Genomic DNA, 21,840 nt, shown 5'->3' on the forward strand with positions numbered 1-21,840 from the left:
GGTTATATGCCTTATAACATTTTCATAAAATCCTCTTCGCTGACGATCTCCAACTCATTTCCTTCACTAATCATTTTTTCAGCTTTCTCCATTTTCGAAGACTTGTTTCCTTTAATCATTACATCTGCAAAGTTTCCAAGAATTATGAAATCCGTGTCCTTGTTAATACCATTTTGGGGTTTCCCCCCCTTTGCAGCAACTAATTGTGCAGCTTCCTTCCGTGTAAATAAATTCAATTTACCAGTAAAAACAATGTTTTTACCGTAAAAAGGATTTTCTGTATCCGCATCTTCAGAAATTTCTATCTCTGAAAGGTCTAACCTGCCTTTAATCTTGCTCACCAGAGAGGAACGATATTGATCTGAAGAGAGAAATCCTGGTCTTATTCGGGTCTTATTAAAAATAGTATCAAAATCTACTAATTCGTGTTCTACAGTTAACTTTAGCATTAATTCCGCACAAGCCTGAGCATCGGCTAATGCGTGATGATGGTGGGATAGCTCAATTCCATAGTGTTGACAAAGGGTATTTAATGAATAGCTGGGTTTCCCCTGAAGTAATCTCTTGGATAATTGATATGTACAAAGTAATTGGTTGTTACAAGGCTGTATTCCGTATTTTGTTAGATTATCCCTTAGAGCATATCCATCAAATGCTAAATAATGAGCAACCAAAAGCTGATTTTCAATTTTATCCTTTATTGAGTTATAGAAAAAATCAAATGTTGGGGCATCTTTTACATCATCAGGATTGATATGATGGATGGCGATATTGAAACCGTCAAATTCCTCTTCTGGATTTATTAATTGGTAAATGGAATCAATTATTTTTCCGTCTTTGACAAAAACCATTCCTACCGAACAAATACTATGACGGCTGCTGTTCGCTGTTTCAAAATCAAACGCAATAAAGTTTTTCATTGAAAAAGCACCCCTTTTAACGGTAATACCTTGTGTAATAAGGATAAGTATTATGGCCGCAATCTTCGGGATCTTCGTTATAATAATGAATAAGCGATAATACCTTATCCTTCAATTCTTCTTGAGTTTCACTAAAACAACTTCTCCCATAACCAATAAATCTCCATATGTAAGATTTTCTCTTTTTTAATTGTTCATTTTCGTCATAATATTGCTCATCACCGTAGGTGACATATCCAACCCGATTTTCTAAATGCCACAATTCATAGGTTAGCAGGTTCTTTAAACTTTTGTACTTTGATAGTTCTTTAGTTAGATATTTATATTTCCTTACACCATTATCGAACAGAAAAATTAAAGCATCTTCTTGTTTTTCGAACCACGCTTGGGTATCGTCAAATTCAGCCAAATATTTTAATTCTATAGGCCGGTTAGGGTCGGGTTTATTTAAAAAATACAATTTACCTTCTTTCAAACTAATCTCCTACTTTCCAACTAGTTATTTCCTCACATTGATTATACAATAATTGTAAACATAAATATTACGAAAATTATATATTTTATTTGATATTATTAATTACACAAAAACACACCCTTTAGGTTAAACAGGTGTGTTTTCGATAACAATCTATAATTGCTTTGCTACCTTTTCCTTATTTTTATTGTCATAATAAGGTACCAGGTATTGATCAAAAGTTAAATAAGGAATAGATACTTGATTTATTTGTTCAATTAATTTATTTCTAGCCCACAAAGTCACCCCAAGTTCTTTAGCTGTATCCCTCGCTGGTTCTGTAAAATATCCTGTTGTAATAACAATTGCATTTGAACATTTATATAGCTGTTTTCCTGTAAACACCTGTTGGATTGCTGAGTTGCTTAATTTATTTTTTGGATTAATCCGTTTGCATTGAATTGCATATTTTCGAGAGTTTTTTTCGGCTAATATATCCACCCCTTTATCCCCAGTCTTTTTAGTTATTTGCACATTCTTATATCCTAATTTTCTTAATAAGTCTGCAACATACTCCTCAAAGTCAAATCCACTAAAAGAATCTATAACTGATATGTCAGCTACTTCTTTTTGATATTCCTTAAATTTCTTCTTTTTGAAACTTTCAATTTGTTCTTGGATTCTTTTAAGCTTATTATCATACTCTCTTTTTACCTCATCATAAGACTTTGTTAAAATTACAGTAAAATAATCAGAAACGGCACTGAAACCCCACATTAAACATATTAAGATAGGAACCCAGTACCAATAATTCTGATAAAAATCTTTCCAGAAAAATAAACCGATGATTGCTGCAACAATGCAATAAATTCCGTACTTCAAATTACTTTTCCTCGATTTCATTGCCATATCATATCTCTTTTTTTCATCTTTCCATAATTCATCTAATTCACAGTCCGGGCAAAAATATTCTATTCTATCACCAGTTTCTGTCATTCGTTCCTGGCAAACTTTTTTATGCACATTACAGATTCGGCTCATAATCATCAACACCCAATCATCTTTTTTCCAATATAAATTAGTTTTTTCTAACTAAATACCTATTCGCCACAATTATTACATATTCAAAATATTCCATATATGTATATTATTATACTGCTTTCGACACAAAGAAACACAATCAAATTGCAACCGTTATTACAATTTTATAGAACACTTTAAATTATCTTTTTGTTATTGAAGGTTCAATCTAAAATAGAGGTACTGCTCGCTGCATCGTGCTAAATATCTAATAGTCCTTGTTAAACTAATAGGGGCAATTGTTGGGAAAAAAGAATGGTGTTATTACATTATGGGGAATATATAGGTAATAATACTAAGCAGGTGATTAAATGCAATAAATATTGAAAAAGACCATATTCATAGTGACTATGGCCGATTAATTAAAAATATTATTATTTCGCATAAAAGACAACTTCTAGTAGTGCCGCTTCTTGATCTTCCTCATTCTTGTATTCTGTTTTACTATCCAGAAACAGAATATCTCTTTGTAAAATATATTTATTATGAATGACTGTCTCGAATTCTTCTTGGATGCTTTTGTCATTGATGCCTGTGAAACAGAATAATTGGGTATGCGATCTGTTGGCCAAATCAATCATCGGCTTGACTACGTGATCGGAGCTCGCTTCTCCAAACGGATTATCCACCAATAAAAATTTCCAGGCGTTTTCTCTTGAGTACCTTTTTTTACGTAAGTGGCTGTTAAAACCGATAAACATTGACATTCTGGTTGCGTGTAATTCCCCGTTGCTCCAAGATTTGGTCTGGTCCCACAATTCCCATTCCTTCTTCGCGGCTAACAATTCGTTTCGGGGTTTTAATGCTTCGATTTTACATCTGGAAATATCCGCATAACAATTCAAAATGTTAATCATATCCGCTCTCTTTTCAAACTCTTTTTCCATTTCGTCGTTCGAAACACCCTGGTCTTGAAGGGAAGTTAAGTACATTAAAATCCCATCTACAAAATCCCGTAATTGTCTTTTAATATCTTCATCTTCTTTTTTCGGCCAATTGAACCTAAAATAGGGGAGTACTTCACCTCCACTTTCTACTTGGGTGCTTTTTTGAATTTCTAAGATGTTTCGATGCAGTAATTCGGCCCGTTCATACATAAGATCGATTAACAGGTCCCGTCCCGTTTCGGTTTGCTTTTTGCTGATTTCAATCGTTTCTTCAAAATGTTTGATTTCATCCAGCAAGAGAACAAATGTCGAGATGATTTTCTCATAATCATCCTTCGTACTCTCTAAAACTCTTGTTAAATCCCTGGTCATTGAAACGATGGTATGGTTATTGGTTTTCGCCACTTCTTCCATTAATAACTCAATGGATTTTTTTGCCCTAATCTGTTTATCTTGAAGCTGTTCTTGCCTGTTTAAGATTTCTTTTTTGTAATTCCTCACCAATTTGATGGGTTTATCCTTTCGCCAATCATTCTCCTCAAACGCTGGGAAATTAGAGATATCCAACATCAGCTCTTTTGACGCGTTTAATTCTTCTATTGCAACTTGGTTCTCATTTTCTAAGTCTGTGGTGAGATTTAATTTTTGTTTTTTCTCTTCTTTCTTTCTTATGGTTTGTTTGAGCTCTTCCGAGAATAGGGCAAATTCACTTTCGTAACTGCTGCCATATTCATAGGGCTCAATTTGTTCATCACCCTCTTTTAGCTTTTTCACCAGCACTTTTACTTCCGTCTCTTTTGTGTCATACTTCTTTTGTGTGTCTGCTCTACTTTGGGTAAGCTTGATCAATCGTTCCTGTACTTCTTGTAAATCTGCTTCAAATTGTTCCAACAACGATGGGTCATATACAATCCCCATACGCGGAATGGATTCGGTAGTAAATCCAACCTTTTGGATTTGTTCTTTCACCTTTTGAGTCAAAGAATTGTAGTTCTCGATATTTTCTCTTAATTCTTCCATTCTTTCTTCTTCTCCGGACATTTGTTTCCGTAAGGCGTTGTATTCTGATTTGTTCTTTTCATATTCTTCGAAGGTAGTCAAATTTTCTTCTTTGGTTTGGATATATTGGTATTCCGTTTTATCCCGTTCCAAGTTTTTTTGTGCTAAATCAAAAGTATGTAGCAAGCCTTCAATTTTTTCCTTTTCTATTTGGCATTTTTCCAATACGTTGGTTGCATTCTGTATTTTACTATCCAATAACTCTATCCTGGTCGAAACTTCTGCCAATCGTTCTTTTGCTTTGCCAATGTTCCAATATCGCTCATTAAATTGATGGATGAGGGTTCTTTTTTTATCCAATTTTACTATCAAACCGCTAACATTCTTTAAGTCATTTTTAGCCTTTTCTTTTTCCGCTTCTTTTTCCTGTAATTGACTATTCAAACGAGAAAGTTCTTCTTTCATTTCCGTTAATTGTTTATCCCATTCCTTTAATTGATTGCCATACATCTGGCGGGAAACAGAAGAATATTGGTTCCAAAAATCATTTAATTTGTTGTGTAATTGCTGAAGCTCATTGGTTTTGGTAAACAAAGCTTCTTTCGTTTTATTTAACCTTGAGATTTCCTCTTCTAACTCGGTGGTATATTGTTCCCAATCATTTGGATTGAATCGAATATGGAATCGATGAAAAATGTGAAGATGGTTTTCCAGCGAAAAGATCATTTCTTTTTTATCCTGATTTTCCAATTCAGCCCGTTCAATAAACAAGATGGGGATGGATAATTCTTTCTTATAACCCTCTAACGCTTTTTGGATGGAGGATAATTGTTTTTGTTCAATGGCAATCGCAAAAGTTAGAAGAGGATTCTTTTTGACCAATTCCTTTTTTTGTTCATTGCTCATAGCCAATTTAGTCAGCAAATCGATCCCTAACACCACAACAATTCCCTTTTTGATTAAGAAGTCTTTTACGGCTTCCAATTCACTGTTGACGTGATACCCTCTTTGTTCAATGCTATTTTTGATTTGATCCAAATGTCCCATTTCAATCGAACATTTAATGATCTCGTTTTCCAAATTTCTTTTTCGACTTACCAAGTTGTTTACTATCCGGTCACGGTCTTCAAATAAATTTTCCTGGATGAATATCGACAAATGGGCTGAAATTTTATTTTTCAATTCCGCTTCCATAGAGGCGAAGTTTTCAAAGTCTTTTTTAGTTTTTTCTAAAGAATGTTCCACTTTTTTTATGTCATTATCACAATTGGTTATTCTTTTTTCATTTTCTTTAATTTCGTTGTCCACTCGGGTTAAGGTTTCTTCCAGATTTTTTTCTTCAATTTTTTTCTCTTTTATCAAATCGATTAAATGATTTTCCGTTTTGGGGATATCCGTTTGCCATACACTTAACAAAGCTTGTTTTAGTTTAATTTCATCCTCTTCGTGTTGTGAGAGGAGTAATTCGTTTTGTATTTTTTCTTTAACGAGTTGATTTCTTTCATCGCTCGACTGGCTGAATGTCTGTTTTGCTTCTTTTCCAATTCGAATTTGTTCTTTTCTCTCTTGATGTAAAACTTCTTGTTCCTTGGCATTCTGGTTAAACAAATACCGGTAATTTTCTGAAACCGTTTTCCTGCTTACTTGTAGCTGTTCCGATTTTTGATTATTTTTTAATGACATAACTCTCAGACTGGATTCGGCCTTATTTACGTTTGCTTTATGCTTTCGATATTCCTCATATAATTTGGCAGCGGTTTGTTCTTTTACTTTTCGGTCCGAGTATGTCTCTGCTTTTTTTTCGGTGTCAATTTGACAATCCCAACCCCCTAATTCACTATTGAGTTTTTTCATATCCTCTTTGGTAAGATAAATTTCATAGGATGCCAGCTTCCACTTAAGGTCTTTTTCGGTCCGCTCCATTTCCACTAATTCCTTATGAGCAATGGTTAACCACTTGACATTCGACTCCGAACTCTGTTGTACAGTTTTATAAAGCTGGGTCAGTCCTCTTTTACTGTCCTTAAGCATATGAAGCACTTGGTTGTATTCTTTACAAGCATCAATGACCACATCACTGTGATTCGTGACGACTTTAAAATCATTCAGGTCTTTTTCTAATTTAGGCAACTCTAGTAAACTATCTTTATATCTTTTGAATGCGACGAGAATTGCCTTTCTCTCTCCATCATTTTCAAACAAACTTTCCAATAAGGAGGGGATAAACAACTTTTCGATTAGACTGGTTGTGGTTTCCGCTTTTTCAAAAAATTCCTTTACCCCGCCTTCTTCCATATTAACTTTTGCAATGCTCTTCCACTCCGATTCCACTAAGCCGTACTGCCTGATAATCCCCTGGTATTCCGAATTAGTATCTCGAACGTGTACCCCTTTACTTTTTTTTAAATCTCTTTTGAATTCGTCTGTTCCTACCACTTTACCATCTTTAACAAATTTTAATTCTTCTAGTTTTGGAGCACCTTCAAAATCGGTATCAATCAAGTAATTAATATATTCGTACGTTTTTTTGCCGGGATTCCCATCCATCTTTCCTCCATAGTTATGGAAGGAAAAACCGGTGATAAATTTTCCATAGTTCTCATCATCTGGAATCCACTCGACAGCAATGTGGACAGTGCTCCCTTTTCTCACATTATCCTTCAGTTTTTTCCCGTCTATACCGTAATTCGGAAGAACGACTTGCAAAATTAATTGAATGAGACTGCTTTTTCCTCCGCCGTTTTCTAAAATAAAAAGTGAGTTATTACCGTAAAGCCTAAAAATTTTATCACCAAACGCTTTGTCCCCTTTATCTAATTTCAGGTTGCTCACTCGGATTCGATTTACTATTGGCATTAAACGGTCATCTCCTTTACCATTGTTAAATCCAGCAATTCTTTGATTTTATTGATTCGTTCCTCATTATGATAGTAGGCACCAACAATGCTCTCTATTTTCTTCGTGAGGGTAATTTCTTGGTCTTCCTTAATTTGCAACAACCCTTCTTTTTCCCAAAATCCCAATACTCTCAAAAAGAAGCTATATCGCTTGTTTTTATAACGTTTCACATTTTTATCTTTTTGGGTTAGCTCTTCTAAGCTGCTCCAAGCATCTATCAAACCAGCGAGATCCAGTTGATATTCGTTTGATAAAACAAAAAGTTCTTCTTCCGTTTTTTCTTCAAACTTGTCCATATATTCTTTAACCTTTTTAATCATTTCGTCCACTTTAACGAAACTAAGGGTTCTATTCGTTTGCTGAAACTGATCCCCATAAAATTCACTAATCAGATTCATCCAAATAAATTGAGCTAAATACAACTCCCGATTGTTATTCAACCCCATAATCATTCTGAGTTCTTCATTAGAATAGGAAAAGGCTTCATTTTCAAGATCCGGCACAAAATATAACGTATCTTCCACATAAAAGATTTTCGACTCCGAAGAGGTTAAAAAGATTCTTTCCAAGATATCCCGAATTTCCAAATCGAAATAATACCCATAAATTTCTGGATTGTCTTTTCGTTTTAATTCCCCCTTTGTCATTACCTCCTGGTAAAGCAAAAAAGCTTTTTTGACCATTTCTTCCTCATACAACACTTTCCATTACCTTCCTTCTAATGAAATAGTCCGTTATTTTTATTCCATCCGCAAATTCCATTTCTTTTTCCGTAGCGTACATTTCAAACCCTTTAATGTCTTCCAATTCATTTAATTCGTTCGTGAGATAGGCCAACAACTTTGTCCCTTTTTTATGGTAGGCCAGACGGTTTACATCTTCTTCTCCTTCGAAATCTTTATAGTTCCAACTATGCATTTCTATGCTAATGTTTAAAAAATGTTGTAAATAGATAGAAGTAATATCCTGGTATAATCCAAAGTCCTTTTTTTGAATGTCTTTTAAGACTTCTGAAATAAAATAGCTTTCCTTTTCCAAAAGCGGCTCCAATATAACTCTCAGGATTTTTAACTCGGCTTGGAACACCCATTCTTTTTGCTTTTCTTCCTCTTTTAGCTGCTTTTCTTTCGCTTCTTCATCAATTTCATCAATTTCTTCTTCAATTTTTTCTTTTGTTTTTTTAATCAATTGCGAGCTGAAAGAGAGAAAAGGATGGTAATACTTCGTCTGCTTAATCGGCATTAAAGGCTTGAAAATTTTGTGTATTTTTTCTTCTGTTACCGTCTTCTCCACCCATACTTGCAGAATCTCTTGCTCAAAGTGAAAGTTCCTTGAAAAGGCATTTTCAATCAGCAATTTAATCGATCCAGTTAGAGTATTTAATAGATCGTATTTTTTCACATATAATGTTTCGTGTTTGGTCATCGAACGATTCAAATACAGTTCAATGGTCAGGATAGTTTCATATTTTTTTCTTTCTTTCGTGCTTAAGTTCCCGTTCATATAATTGGAGATGACATTGCTCACGTATTCTCGTAAACTTTTTAACTGTTCTTTTTCTTCCAATGTTTGTTTATAGGATTTTTCATACCGTTCCTCAATTTCTTTTCGGTTAAAAACGGATAAGGTATTTCTTCTGACTTTTTCTTCGTATTCTTCAATCGCCCGGATTTGGGTTTCGATTTGGAACATTAGGTCCTTAACCGTATTTAACGCAGGTCCATATAGGGATTTTTCCAATTGCTGTTTAAAGTAAAGCATCGTAATGCTGATTTGAAGCTCTGAGAACATTTCCTTGGTTTTGAATAGCAATTCAATTCCTCGTTCTGTCAGCTTTAACTTTACCTTGTTGTTGAGATGATCGCTGTATTTAAAATTATGTGTTTCAATCAGAGAAAACTGGATTCTATTTTTCGCATCCTTGCCATAGTCCGTATATTCGAATGAAAATTCCTTCCCACTATTTCGAAGTTTTTCATCCACAATATACGCTCGCAATTCATCGATCTCGTCATAGGTCAATTCTTTGTGATAAATTTCTTTCATCAGCTGCGATAAAAATTGATTCAACTGGTCATTCGTTACATAGCCTTTATCGGTTAGCATCTTATCAATAATAAACAGTAAAATACTGAACCCGATTTCCATTAAGTCGTAGTCATATTTGGTTGCTTGTTTTAATTGATAGATTGGCATAAACAGGACCAGATTTTTATATCGTTCCGATATTCCTTCATATAGTTTCTTTAATTCCATCAGACAAGCTCCTTAAGACTTCGATATTTAACGCTTCCTGCGGAATATATCGACGTTCTATTAAATAGTGTTCCATTGCATTTTTCAGTGGTTCGTCAAAGTGGGATAAAAAGGATTGAATGGCTACCTCACTCCATCTTTGTTTCTTGTCCTCCTTTATAACAGTTCCCTTTCTTCGATTCCACATTTCGATATAAACGGGTTTCCATAACTCGATTTTTCTTTTGCTCACTTTTTGAAGTCGATGGAAAATTGCGATCCCTTCTGGGTCAAAATCACCAAAATAATAGATAGTCGTTTCAAATGGGACCTTCAGCTCATCTAAATACTCGAACGATTTGGTGATTTTATTTCCCTCTCCATACACCAGCATTTCAAACGGAATCCCATCCCAACATTGGATCCCTTCTAAATATAATTTTTTTAAACTGAAGAAGGTGTCTTTATTTTCAATGATCAGCACATTTTGATTTGGATGTGTGGCTAATCCAAAATGAAAAAACGGTTCAAAGGTTTCAAAACAGCATAAATCCTCAAATGTCACGTCTATATTGGAAATGAGTTTCCTTCCCGGTTCTGAACTTAGGTATTTTTCATCATCAAATAATTCAAATGACCGTTCATTGACACTGATATAGCATTCCTTCTCCGATTTATGGAACAGGAATTGACTAATCCATTCCAATATCGGTTTATCCTTTTTATATTGTTCGAGGTTTTTACCATATCCACTCATTTTCATTTTGAAATGATAGCTCGTTAATAGTTCATTTTTTAGTTCATTTTCGTTATTTATGTTTTCTTTTGCTTTTCGATATTTATTGTTTATTCGGATGTCTCTGGAATAAGGTTTGCCTGTTTTCATTCTTTCTATGATTTTTTCATTTTCTAACTCTACTACACTATCGGCAAATTCTTGGTAAAACAAGCCAGAGACATTATTTTGCAGCCGTTCCTTCACTTGTTTTTCTAGTTTATAAATGTCTACCCTAGTGTTTTTTTGTTTTGATATCAGTTCCTTTACAACCTCTTTCATACGCCTAATCCTTTCGTAAAATAAATATAATAAGTAGAAGTATTAAAAAAGGCCGCTAATTTCGCGACTCTTAATTAATTGAATACTCAGCGATCATCTAAACTAGAATTTTCTTTGCTTTAGCTTTTTTACTCGAATAATTTTTAAAAGAATTTAAAAATTCATTTCTTATTGTAAAGGAGCCTCTGGTAATATTATAACAACAAATACAAATTTATCCTTAATGAATTTGTGTCTTTAGCCGCATTTGTACTTTAACAACAATGCAAGATGTAAGTAAATTCAACCTATTTTTTACCTTTTTATGTAAAATATAAAAATAGCTCAGTTATTATACTGAGCCATTTTTTAACTAATTCTACTTATTAAACTAAATTGCTACCCGTTAGCTTAAGTAAGAAAAAAAGAGCAAGCCGCAGCCCCTCATTGATTAACTCTGGTACCGCGTTAGTTCAACTGTGCATTTGTTAAAACTATCGTTATTCCTTCAGGTAAAGGTGTTTATTAAAAGAATGATCTATGGATTATGCATACGTCATTTTTTCTAGTTATCAAGGTTATGTTAAAATAATGGTAAATTAATTTCAATTTAATGAAATATATAGAATTATTTGCTTATATCAGTGAGAAGAGGCGAAACCTATTGATAACAGGATTATTAGATATTGAAAATAAAAAATGTTTATTTAAATTAAAAGATTTTATTCTTGAAATTGAAGAAATTGAAAATCGTGATAATGTTTATATAGATGATTTAAGTTTTATTTTTGACAAACAGCCTAGAGAATTTGTCCCCCATTCCCTTAAAGGAAAAGACTTTGAAAGTGGAAAAGATATTTTATTTAATTTAAGGAGTTTAGATCAAACTGGTCCCAAAACACATACAGCTAAAATAATATCCTATGTAATTTTGGAGAGCGGAGAAACTTCTTTTGATAGTATACAAGTCAATGCTGATGAATTTAATTGGTTTCATAATGTTGGTAATTCATATTCATTTAAAATGAATACAAATACTGGAGAATCAGAAGTAAAACTTGAACCTTTTGAGAAAACCGAAAAAGAGTTTTATTTTGATTTTGAAGACCAGGTAGTTAATGGTACCTTTAATATTGCACGAACTTTTTCACGTATATCAACTTTGCCAATCAGAATAAAAACGGATATGAGCCTTAATTTTCAAGAAACAAATGAGATAAGTAAGGCAGAACACTTAGTATTAATAACAAAAAAATTACTTAATTTTATATCATATAGAAAAAATACAACAATTAACAAAATTACATTAAAGAAAAAGGATATCGTATCTGGATACTATAAAAAAATAGGTTTGCTTTTTATTAATGATATTAATTGTCTATATACTGATACCGAGAAAATCGTTCAGGAACAATTAATTACCTTACCTTTATTAGAGGATAAATTGGGTAAATTATTTGAAAAAATAATTCAAAATTCTATATATTTATCACATATACCGGAAGATTCGAGAGAGTGGCATAGAATTACACCTTCTCGTTTTATAATGATTACTGCTGGGTTTGAATGGCAGTTTCGTTCTACGTATAATGAACAGAATACTGAGAATGAAGAAAAATATAGCGAACAAGAAAAAGAAATTTTAACCTTTTTAGATAAAAAAATAGAGCAATATACGGGTAAAAATAAAAAATACTTTAAAAGTATCAAAAAATTAATATTGAGAAGCAATATGACATTATCTGATAAAATATATTGGACATTAAATCAGTTTAAAGATGTTTTAGAGATATTTATTAAATCCTTGTATAATTTAAATAATATACAAGATGTAAACTACTCGGATATATCAGAACGAATTCAAACTCAAAGGAATAATATTGCACACGGTAATATAGATCAGGAACTTAATCCAGTAGTAATTCTTGATTTGATTGTTTTGGAATGGCTTTATTATGCAATGGTTTTAAATGATATTGGGATATCTAGGGAAAATATAAAACAGGCAATAAATAAGCTGTTCAAACGTGGATTTGCCTTATAATAAATTTAATTTACCTTTGTAAGATTTTATATCAAATTACTGACTAACAGGTAGTTTAGTAAATTAATCCGGAAATCCTAAAAAAGAAAACTCTCCAATAGCATTTAACAGGTTCCGTTTCCTTTCAGTGAATTTACAGCTAAAAATGTAAAGTAAAATCCATATCAATTTGCACTGTATTTGCGGTGCTTTTTGTTTTCAATAAATAAAATAGCCCAGCTTCTTGATTATAGCCATAAGAATGTACCACATCAGCCATCTTTTTTACCAGCGAATGCCACGGGATTTACCACTTGTAGCCAACGTGTTTACCAATAGGATAATTTCAAGAGCTTGCATTTACAACGTTAAGGTTCTAGAAAGATAAAAAAGCCACCATAATGGTAGCTAAAAAACTTTTGTGATTCTGTTTTAATTATGGTATTTACAATTGATACACTATGATGTATATCGAAAACCAAAGAATCTTTCCTTATTATCCTCTGATCGCATTAATTTCGCTATTACACATTCATTTTTGTAGAGTTCAGTAATTGCAGCATCCTCCAACTCGTCAACGTTAACTGTGATGAAGTACTGCCCCTTAGACATTTCTTTTAGCACTTTATCAACGTATTTTATAAGACGATATTTTGCAAATCTATCCGGCTTTGAGTATGAGCCATCGTGGATTAAAAAGGTAATGTTTTCTCTCTTGTTAAGCCCATCAATAAACCAAGTCAAATCAAACATATTAATTTTCATATGTAATCTTCCGTGAGATTTTTCATCATCAATTCTACAATTTATTTTGATTCGGCCTGTTGTATCATTTATTCCCGTATTGTTGTTTAATTCAATGTCTAGAATACCATTTTCGTCATAAACCTCTAACACTAGACTGTTAAATAAATCTTTAAGTTCTGTTACGGAATTCTCATAGGTCTTGAATATATCAAGCTTTATGTCGATTTGCTTTAAAATTTCCTGCTTAACTCTGTTAATATCAGCCGTCACATTTGTTTTTTCCTGGTACATATTGATTTTTACTCTAATCTGGGCTAACTCTTCAAATTTTAAACTTTTATCATTTGTTACCTTTGTTAAATCTGTAATAAGATCTGTGTTTTTTAATGATTGGGTGTAGTTTTGAAGTTTTATAGTTAATTCATCAAGTTTCTTCTGCTTTTGTTTGATTTCATAATCAATTTCATTAATTTTATGATTAAAATACTTTCCCCTACTATCAACCATAAAGTAATAAAATTGAAAGATATCCTCTTGATTCTTTTTAACCTTATCAGGAAAGAAACCAATTAACTGCTCATAAAAAGGTTGAATATCATTTATTTGCTTAATTTCCTTTAATTTAGCTTCAAGGTCATTAATATTGTTTTGGTATTGGTTTTTTACGTGCTTTAATTCAAATATTGAATTCCGTAACTCATTGTATTGAGCCTTATAGATCTGATATTCTTCTGCATCCTTTTCAAATTTCTTTGAAATTTTTATTTGTTTAATAATATCATCTAATTCTTTTATTTCCTTGTTCAATTTCTTCTCTCGTAACTTTAAATCACTAATTTCATTTTTTAAGGACTTTATGATACTTAACTTTTGATTATATTCTTTCTGTTGCTTTTTATATTTTGCAATTTCTTTTTCGAAATCATAAGGTAAATTGAATAAGAAAGCCAAATACATAGCTTCATTCATTGCATTCCTGTTCGGAAGCCCAATATTAGTAAAGCCCTCCTTTTCATCTCTAATAATGTACTCGCGAAGAGCTGAAAAAGATGGCTCATCAGAGGTTAATCCGAGTAATACATCATTTATGTATTTTTTAAAATCACCATCTTCCTTATCTATCCAATCTCTCAAATCATACGAGACGGTTGCTGCATTCAAATAGTATCCTTTTTCGGGTTGATTAATAAGCCTGCCAAGGAAAATATTTTGATTATCAGAAAATACTTCAAGAACTAATAAAATATCTTTTTCTGTTAGACTGGGTTTACCAATAAAATCATCAGGGCAAGCCCCCCCTAACAAAAAGTTCATTGCTTCAACCATTGTGGACTTACCAACACCATTAGCCTCTTTACCTACTTCCTTTTTTTCACCTAAAATAACATTTAGACCACATTGATTAAATATATATTCCTTTAAAATCTCTTTTGATTGATAGCTATAAATAAGCAACCTTTTAAGAATCATTTTTCTTCTTCCTCATAACTAAATTGTTTTGTATAGAAATTACATCGAGCGAATATAAAAATGTTAATGAAAGGTACAGTACTCGCTCAATATTTAAATTCAGGACTAGGTTTTGTTTTTGTGCAAATTCAAGAAACAACTGATCTACGTGCTTTTTCTTGTTTAGAAGCTCATATAATATCTTGGAAGTGACTAATACATTCTCCTCTATTGTCTGATGCTTTGATAAAAGAAAAAAATTCATCGATTAATAACAGTCCTTTGCCTTTTATCTTCATTAAAAATATCACATTCATATATACTCCAAAAAATTAATATTCGAATATACGATTTCAGCCTTTCTTCCGAGTAATTGACCTGGCCCCTGTATTTAATAAATAGATTATTAATCATATGATGGAGAATTAAATCTCCATTTTCGTAACTATAAAGCACGTTTAGATACTCAGATACAATCACATCAGGAATAATAAAGCGTTTATCAAAACTAAAAAAGGAAGTTGTACCTAAAATTTTATTGATTATTGGAAAGTATACTGAACATCTGTCAAATTGACGTTCCAATGTAGGAGAGCAAAGCATATTAACAAACTTTTCGGTAATATCTTTTGGAATAAACTCTTCGTTGATGCCTGTTTCTTTATTAACAATTGTATGAAATTCAATCAAAAACATTCTGAACTCGTCTTCATCAATGGCTAGTGGAGAATCTTCAATTATTATTTCAGTCTTTTTTTTTAATCGATGAATATCAAATTTATAGCTTCCATCAACAACTAATCTTCCTACGGAGTTATTCTGATGCCAGTATTCACCACGCTTATTCCAGCTATGGTAAATAACTTCTCCGCTTGCTGCGTCGGTATCGATTGTTCCAGTAATGAAAATTGGATCCGCATAATCATCAACAAACATTGAACCAGAAGTAAACATATAGGTATTATTATAATTATCATTCTCATTGTGATATGCTGCTTTATGAACGTGACCATTTAAATATAAATCAATTTTGCTATCAGAAAATCTATTAAGCAAGCTATCTTTTTCGTCTTTATGAATACAATTAATGGTATGATGACCGATTGCAAAATTTATAGAATTGTCATTGGAGAGTTGTTTTAATGCTTCGTACAATTTATTTAACCCAACGAGAATCTTCCCTTCTACCCCCGAAGTTCCCGCAATCAAGCAAGTATTTATATGAACAACATTAAACCCCTCACGTTTTTTTACAAAATGTAAAGCATCCTTTGGGTAATCTTCACCCATATATTTTTTATAAAAGTTAAAAAAAGGCTCCTGACCCGAAAGTAAAGATTGATAAGTATCAACGTCCAGGCCGTTAACTTCATCTTTTGCATTTGTGGCACTCAAAATCTGATTAGTCAATCTGTCATTCATTGAACTTCTTCTAATATCGTGATTACCTGGAATGATAAATATGTTTTTTTTATTAATTTCCATAGTTGTTACAACGGAATCTAGAAACGACTCAACCTCTTCCCCATAACTACTTCCTTGGTGGGCTATATCTCCTGTTATAAACAATATATCAATATCATTTTTCTTTTCATTGAGGTACTTTATTAATTGATCTCTCATTACATTTGTTTCATAACTACTATATAAATAATGGATATCCGATAAATGTGCCCATTTAAGTTTCATTCTTTATCCCTCATTATTTCTTTTTTCCACTTGTTATGATTCGACAAGAATCCCAATAATTCCTTTATTTAGGAACAATAATCTAACTTGAATGTCAAAAACTATTTCCTTTTTTCCTCAAAGTTGTATTTAGCAATTTAAAAAAGGCTTTTATGGCAGTATGTTTTTTGAATGTAAAAAGCAGAGAATATGCAAGATACGAATAAAAAGTTGCATATTTTCTGCTTATTTAAAAATCAGGGATATTGAACAAAAGCTACCCGTTTGTTTAGGTGTAATATTTCACAATCATCGATAAAAAAAGAGTGTTGCCTAAGCAACCCCTCAGAGAAGTACCAAAGCCCTCGTTTGAGATTCGGTTTAAACCCTTTATTCTATGAATATGCTTCTAATACTTATCAACAACAGCCCCTATACTAGATGCTTTTATATAAGGTTGGTCTGTTAGTTCAAGTAAAGTATCTTTTGTTCCTGTAACAACTACACCGATAATAAAACCATCTTTTTGATGGTTTTTAATTAACTCATAATAGCTCTTACTCTTATCATACCTTTTTAAACGCTCTAAAAAGTCTGATTCACTTTTTATTTTTGGAGAACTCATTGCTTGTGCCACCTTTGAAGTTGGGTCATAAATTCCGTATAACCAATTTCCAGATTCAGGTTCATTCCGTTCATCAGCATTATTTGAATAGTCATTGACCCAATACCACATTTGATGGACTGATTTAGGAAGCATTCTCTTAACTTCATTTAATGAGTAACCTTTATTAAACGAAATTCCTAATTCAATATACTTATCATTTGGATAATCTTTTAGTTTGGCTAAATCATTTGCATAGGTTTTATATCTGTATTGAGGTACATAAAATAATATTTCCTTCTCTCCATTAGGAATATGTATATGATTAACCTCATCAATTATTGTGCTATAGGATGAAAAAGACATAGATTTAAAACCCCTTAATCCAAAATGTGCCTCTTGTGTTTCCCAAGGTATAATCTTGTCTTCAACAACTTTAAATACTTCTCGTTTAATAGTTCCCTTTAAAAATCCGTAGTCTATAGTCTCTGTATTTACTATTGTGTTAGGGGCTTTCATAACTGCATCTTGTTTAATTAGGTTAGTGGCTGTTTCACCACCTATTTTACTTACCCACCATATATTAACTTTATAAATACCAAAGACAATTACAAGACAAACAAAAGCAGATATGAGAATTGTTCTTAAAAGGGTAACTCGTTTTGCTTTTTTCAATGTTTTACCTAATGATTTATCATCAAAAACTGATTCAAATTGTGCATTATTTTTGTCGTTCATTTTCTTTCCTCCTATATAGCTCCTTGAATTTTGCTCTTGCACGAGCTAAATACGTTTTCACTCCATCTGGCTTCATTTCTAAATATTGAGCAATCTGTTGATACGACCATTCTAATTCATATTTAAGAAGGAGTAGCTGTTTAAATTTAATTGGCAGTTGTTCCAATGTCTCTCTTACTTGACGTTCATCTTCTTTTTCAATTATTAATTCCTCAATCAACTTAGAATTTGAAGTAAGATTTTCATTTAATTGATGGGACGGAGACTTGTTATTTTTACGACAATAATCGTAATACAAATTTATAGCTACTTTGAAAAGCCAAGCTCTGTATTTGTCGGTATCAATTGACTCAATATGTACCATTGACTTGTAAACTGCATCTTGAACAATATCCTTAGCTGTTTCCGAATCCGAACCTTGCTTTTTTAAATAGAAATATAGTTCGTTCATAACTTTAATTAGCTGGTCATTTGAAACCCGACTCTTCAAGTGTTTTCCTCCTTCCGTTTATATAACGTTAGAAGAACTAAAATGTATACAGTATGTCTATAAAAATATTTTCAAGCATAAAAAGCGATTCTTCAATCTAGAATCGCTTTAAGACTAAAATATTTTGTTTTATATTCTGCTAACCTGCCTAGTTAGTACAATAACAAAAAGGCTGCATTTTTATGGCAGCCAAAATTCAAGGAAATCCCACTTTAGCTCAAGAAGCCGTTTATTTCTTATGAACCTTAATAAATACAGTTCCAAATAGTGTATCTCCAATATAAGCAACTAACTTCCACATTCCGCTCTTAGGTAGTGACATATTGGATGGCGTGTGTCGGTCTGCTCCATTATTTGGACCACTTATATCTACACCTTCTAACACAGTTATTTGTTCACTATCATTTTCGTGTGTGGCGACAACTTTTAGTTTTCCTTCAAACTCTTTATCTTCTCCCCAAAAATGCCACATATATTTTTGGGTTTTATTTGGATAAAATCTTAGTACCTTACCTCACTATCATCATAAATAAAACCTAAACGTCCTTTTTCACCAATCAAAGTATAATTACCAGCTTTAAACAAAGAACTTTCATTCCAATTTTGTGATCGATTTCTTTTGTCCTGATTGTTATTTACTGTTTCATCAATATCATTCGTAACCTTAGTACAGCCAACAGTTGTTAATGGAAAAATTATTAACAAACTAAGAACTAATGTGTTCTTAGTTAGCTCATCGTCATATTTGTCACTCAAGTTCCGGTGATTTTATTATATGTAAAATGTATTACACTTAATTTATTTGGGAATAATGGTACTGGTCAGGCTAATTAAATTAGCGAGAAGAATCACCCTAATTATGTAGGGTGATTCTTCTATTTTATAATATCCACAATATGATTGAGAGAAATCTTCAAGGCTATTCAGACCAACAAGGTAATAAAAACGTTTAGTACGAGGGGCATCGGTACCTCGAAAAAGGACATTTGAATCTTTTCTCTTCCTTATCCCCAATATTCCGTCATATTTTTTCCTCCGGATTCTCTTTAACAATCGTTTTACTTTTATTTTTACTTTTTCTAATGAACATTACTGCTGGATTGATAAGATAAAAGAACTCCGTTGTATTTGCTGCTACATTCTTTATAAAGGTTTTCCCGAATTTACATCCCTTAAAGAGTTTGTAGCAATTTTTATTGCACTTACTTATTTTTTACTAAGATTAATATCTCTTCTCTAAGGTATAATGTTTTTGTGATGTTATTTATTTTCGGACCGGTTACGGGTCGGATACCTTTATCAATTAAATATTTTTTTGCTCTTATGGTATTCATATCTAACAGTAATTCTATTTCATTAAATGCAATATATTTTCTTTTAAATTCCTCAACTTCGTTCTTAGGGATATAATATTCTCTTTTAAATTTAGATCCTTTTAAAAATCCATTTTTAATTATTTTATATAAATCACCTTTATTTATTTTAAGAACTAAACCAATTTCTGGTATTCGAAGTACTTCTTTTTCCTCAAGTTTAAATTCCGGCATTTTATAAGTGGTTAAGAACAATTCTATTTCTTTTCGATTATATAAGTAACCCAAATTTACTTCTAAATTAGTGTTTCGGCACAGTGGAAATATATTATTATTTTCCAATAAATGCACTAAAGTTCTGTTATCATCTCCTGTTATTAAACTAATTTCTTTCAAGGTAATATAATTTTCCTTAAACTCCGCGAAATCATTTTTAAAAATTTTCACTAACTTTCCATCTTTGTAACACAGTAATAAACCCTCTTTAATCCAGTCATCAATTGTTCTAGGATCTACCTCTAACTTTCTTGCCAACTGAGCCTTTATATAAAAATCTTGGCTATCGAGGAATTTTTCTACATCCGCTCGCAATAAGTATAAGGCCCGTAAACTACTTTCTGATGCACCCCTTTCCCTATAGGAAATCAATTTTTTATTTAGTATTCCCTTTATAATGTCTATAAAAGTGATGTTATGATTTCCTAGGGATTTTGACACCTGAACTAAACCAACATATTGAGAATCAATAATATCATCTTTTAAATTAGTTCGATTCCAAATCTCTTCTAAAAATTTATCATAGCTGTCTTTTGTGATAAATTTTTTACTCTTGACTCCGGAGTAATTGCTTTCATTAAATATCTCTCCATCAATTAAATTTTTAAACATTAAATAGGTTATGTCTAATTTTTCATAAGCCTCTTTATATGGTATTTCGTTTTTTAATTCTTCCTTATATTTCATAACACTTTCCAAATTCACTAAGGTTATATTGTTGCCATTATTATTTCTTTTCACTACCTTGGATTCAATCTTCCCTTCAGATATCAATCTCCTTGCAATTGATTCACTTGTCTTTAGAATTTCTCTATAAAATTTTTCAAAAGAAATCCACTTTGCAGAAGGGGTGAGGTTATTGTTATGAAGAGGAATATACTCAGTATTTTTTAATAAAAATTCCTTCAATTCTTTTACTATAAATTCCAACCCTAATTTCCCATAACTATTGAAGACATTCCTTCCCAATATTCCGTATTCCCTCAATCCGAAAAAGGTATTATCCTTTTTCTTAATTAAAGTTTTGTAAGAATTTATATACTCGTGAAATCCTCCTGGCCAATTGTTAAAAGCTTTATATGCAAAGGCAAGTTCCTTGTACGTAAATATGTTAGTATTAAAATGTGCTTCTTCCGAAGACACAGTATTGATGTATCTAGCAAAATTCATTACAAGATAAACAAAAATTGGAAATTCAATATTTAATAAAATATTATTTGATAATGATTCATTGACTGTTCCCTCTAACTTGTATTTAATCGCTCTTTCTAATTCCCCATATTCATTATCAACCCTATGAGAGACACTATTTATGTATTCAAATCCACAAACACACTTGTCAAAAGGAACCTTACTATTATCTACTTTCCTATTACAAACGGGACATTCACTTATCAGAATAGATTTATGTTTATAGCAAACTTGATAAATAACTAATTCCCACTCTTTTCTAAAATATAGGTGTTCCTTTAGACAATCGGGACAATATTTTTTTTGTTTTCTACTATGTAGAGCTCTTTTACTTACAAAATTCAAAATAACTGAATTAATTGATTGGCTCGTATTATTTGATAACTGGTTATAGTAGGTAAGATTCCATAAATCCTGCTCACTTACCCCAGTGAATTTTGAAAAGTTTTTCAAGCTAAACTGCTTAGGGTTAAGTTTATTTATAGATTGAATATTGCGTCCTTCAAATAATCCTGCTAATTCGTATAAAGAAGTTACCTTTTGATAGTAATTTTCTTTAGCTAATCTTGCAATATAACCATCAAAACTTTCATCCTCGAATGGTTCGCGAAATTTTATTAATTCTTTTGGATTTTTTGTCAATCTATTATCAGTCCTTAAAAATTAATTTAACCACTTAGATATAAAAATCTAAGTGGTTATTTAAGGATTACTTGCCTGTGATCAAAATCGGATTTATTTGATTTCTATCCAATTATTAGGATCCTATTACGGTTTTTTTGATTTTACATTCCGGTTTATGTGATTTTATTCCGGCTATTTAGGATTTTTT

At 31.9% G+C, this 21,840-nt stretch carries 16 protein-coding genes; 1 reads left to right on the plus strand and 15 read right to left on the minus strand.

Translation table 11 applies throughout. The features are described from left to right. Positions 1-11: 11 nt before the first annotated feature. The 7 genes from ACNQGS_RS06930 to ACNQGS_RS06960 all read right to left on the minus strand — a co-directional run bounded on the left by ACNQGS_RS06930 (position 12) and on the right by ACNQGS_RS06960 (position 10,530). Complete coding sequence (locus ACNQGS_RS06930; RefSeq protein ID WP_491486696.1) at positions 12-920, minus strand: exonuclease domain-containing protein; 909 nt, start codon at positions 918-920, stop codon at positions 12-14. Between the two features lie 16 nt (positions 921-936). Beyond that, positions 937-1,395, minus strand: coding sequence for a hypothetical protein (locus ACNQGS_RS06935; RefSeq protein ID WP_491486697.1), 459 nt, complete (start codon positions 1,393-1,395; stop codon positions 937-939). Positions 1,396-1,548: 153 nt separating this feature from the next. Then, positions 1,549-2,370, minus strand: coding sequence for a restriction endonuclease (locus ACNQGS_RS06940; protein ID WP_491486698.1), 822 nt, complete (start codon positions 2,368-2,370; stop codon positions 1,549-1,551). Between the two features lie 458 nt (positions 2,371-2,828). Then, a complete protein-coding gene (locus ACNQGS_RS06945) occupies positions 2,829-7,196 on the minus strand; it encodes a hypothetical protein (protein ID WP_491486699.1) in 4,368 nt (1,455 codons plus the stop codon). Beyond that, positions 7,196-7,921 carry a DUF6063 family protein gene (locus ACNQGS_RS06950; RefSeq protein ID WP_491486700.1) on the minus strand — a complete coding sequence of 242 codons (726 nt, stop codon included), beginning with the start codon at positions 7,919-7,921 and terminating at the stop codon, positions 7,196-7,198. Before ACNQGS_RS06950 ends, ACNQGS_RS06945 begins: the two co-directional genes overlap by 1 nt. Positions 7,922-7,928: 7 nt before the next feature. Next, positions 7,929-9,494 (minus strand): hypothetical protein, encoded by a 1,566-nt coding sequence (locus tag ACNQGS_RS06955; protein WP_491486701.1) that lies wholly within the window; start codon positions 9,492-9,494, stop codon positions 7,929-7,931. After that, positions 9,472-10,530 (minus strand): Wadjet anti-phage system protein JetD domain-containing protein, encoded by a 1,059-nt coding sequence (locus ACNQGS_RS06960; protein WP_491486702.1) that lies wholly within the window; start codon positions 10,528-10,530, stop codon positions 9,472-9,474. Before ACNQGS_RS06960 ends, ACNQGS_RS06955 begins: the two co-directional genes overlap by 23 nt. A 643-nt stretch (positions 10,531-11,173) precedes the next feature. Between ACNQGS_RS06960 and ACNQGS_RS06965 the strand changes: the two genes are divergently transcribed. Further along, complete coding sequence (locus ACNQGS_RS06965) at positions 11,174-12,553, plus strand: hypothetical protein (RefSeq protein WP_491486703.1); 1,380 nt, start codon at positions 11,174-11,176, stop codon at positions 12,551-12,553. Positions 12,554-12,991: 438 nt separating this feature from the next. Here the strand turns inward: ACNQGS_RS06965 and ACNQGS_RS06970 are convergent, their stop codons facing one another. The 8 genes from ACNQGS_RS06970 to ACNQGS_RS07005 form a co-directional block, all read right to left on the minus strand. Continuing rightward, positions 12,992-14,749, minus strand: coding sequence for a DUF2326 domain-containing protein (locus tag ACNQGS_RS06970; RefSeq protein WP_491486704.1), 1,758 nt, complete (start codon positions 14,747-14,749; stop codon positions 12,992-12,994). After that, a complete protein-coding gene (locus ACNQGS_RS06975; RefSeq protein WP_423801814.1) occupies positions 14,739-14,993 on the minus strand; it encodes an ABC-three component system middle component 6 in 255 nt (84 codons plus the stop codon). The genes ACNQGS_RS06970 and ACNQGS_RS06975 overlap by 11 nt, the downstream gene beginning before the upstream one ends. Beyond that, the gene (locus ACNQGS_RS06980) at positions 14,990-16,417 is read right to left on the minus strand and encodes a metallophosphoesterase family protein (protein WP_491486705.1); all 1,428 of its coding nucleotides are present in this window, start codon (positions 16,415-16,417) and stop codon (positions 14,990-14,992) included. Before ACNQGS_RS06980 ends, ACNQGS_RS06975 begins: the two co-directional genes overlap by 4 nt. 388 nt (positions 16,418-16,805) lie before the next feature. Continuing rightward, complete coding sequence (locus ACNQGS_RS06985) at positions 16,806-17,738, minus strand: anti sigma factor C-terminal domain-containing protein (RefSeq protein WP_491486706.1); 933 nt, start codon at positions 17,736-17,738, stop codon at positions 16,806-16,808. Continuing rightward, positions 17,722-18,228, minus strand: coding sequence for an RNA polymerase sigma factor (locus tag ACNQGS_RS06990; RefSeq protein WP_491486707.1), 507 nt, complete (start codon positions 18,226-18,228; stop codon positions 17,722-17,724). The genes ACNQGS_RS06985 and ACNQGS_RS06990 overlap by 17 nt, the downstream gene beginning before the upstream one ends. A gap of 229 nt (positions 18,229-18,457) precedes the next feature. Continuing rightward, complete coding sequence (locus ACNQGS_RS06995; RefSeq protein WP_491486708.1) at positions 18,458-18,700, minus strand: DUF4871 domain-containing protein; 243 nt, start codon at positions 18,698-18,700, stop codon at positions 18,458-18,460. Positions 18,701-18,729: 29 nt separating this feature from the next. Next, a complete protein-coding gene (locus ACNQGS_RS07000) occupies positions 18,730-18,984 on the minus strand; it encodes a hypothetical protein (RefSeq protein WP_491486709.1) in 255 nt (84 codons plus the stop codon). A gap of 446 nt (positions 18,985-19,430) precedes the next feature. Continuing rightward, positions 19,431-21,650, minus strand: coding sequence for a TniQ family protein (locus ACNQGS_RS07005; protein WP_491486710.1), 2,220 nt, complete (start codon positions 21,648-21,650; stop codon positions 19,431-19,433). Positions 21,651-21,840: the final 190 nt, after the last annotated feature.

The sequence above is a fragment of the Neobacillus sp. PVCKKU3 genome, assembly GCF_058323225.1.

Coding starts and splice junctions, on each gene's coding strand:
- ACNQGS_RS06950 (WP_491486700.1), bottom strand. CDS start 7,921: ATGGTCAAAAAAGCTTTTTTGCTTTACCAGGAGGTAATGACAAAGGGG.
- ACNQGS_RS06945 (WP_491486699.1), bottom strand. CDS start 7,196: ATGCCAATAGTAAATCGAATCCGAGTGAGCAACCTGAAATTAGATAAA.
- ACNQGS_RS06940 (WP_491486698.1), bottom strand. CDS start 2,370: ATGACAGAAACTGGTGATAGAATAGAATATTTTTGCCCGGACTGTGAA.
- ACNQGS_RS06960 (WP_491486702.1), bottom strand. CDS start 10,530: ATGAAAGAGGTTGTAAAGGAACTGATATCAAAACAAAAAAACACTAGG.
- ACNQGS_RS06975 (WP_423801814.1), bottom strand. CDS start 14,993: ATGAATTTTTTTCTTTTATCAAAGCATCAGACAATAGAGGAGAATGTA.
- ACNQGS_RS06955 (WP_491486701.1), bottom strand. CDS start 9,494: ATGGAATTAAAGAAACTATATGAAGGAATATCGGAACGATATAAAAAT.
- ACNQGS_RS06980 (WP_491486705.1), bottom strand. CDS start 16,417: ATGAAACTTAAATGGGCACATTTATCGGATATCCATTATTTATATAGT.
- ACNQGS_RS06970 (WP_491486704.1), bottom strand. CDS start 14,749: ATGATTCTTAAAAGGTTGCTTATTTATAGCTATCAATCAAAAGAGATT.
- ACNQGS_RS06995 (WP_491486708.1), bottom strand. CDS start 18,700: ATGTGGCATTTTTGGGGAGAAGATAAAGAGTTTGAAGGAAAACTAAAA.
- ACNQGS_RS06985 (WP_491486706.1), bottom strand. CDS start 17,738: ATGAACGACAAAAATAATGCACAATTTGAATCAGTTTTTGATGATAAA.
- ACNQGS_RS06930 (WP_491486696.1), bottom strand. CDS start 920: ATGAAAAACTTTATTGCGTTTGATTTTGAAACAGCGAACAGCAGCCGT.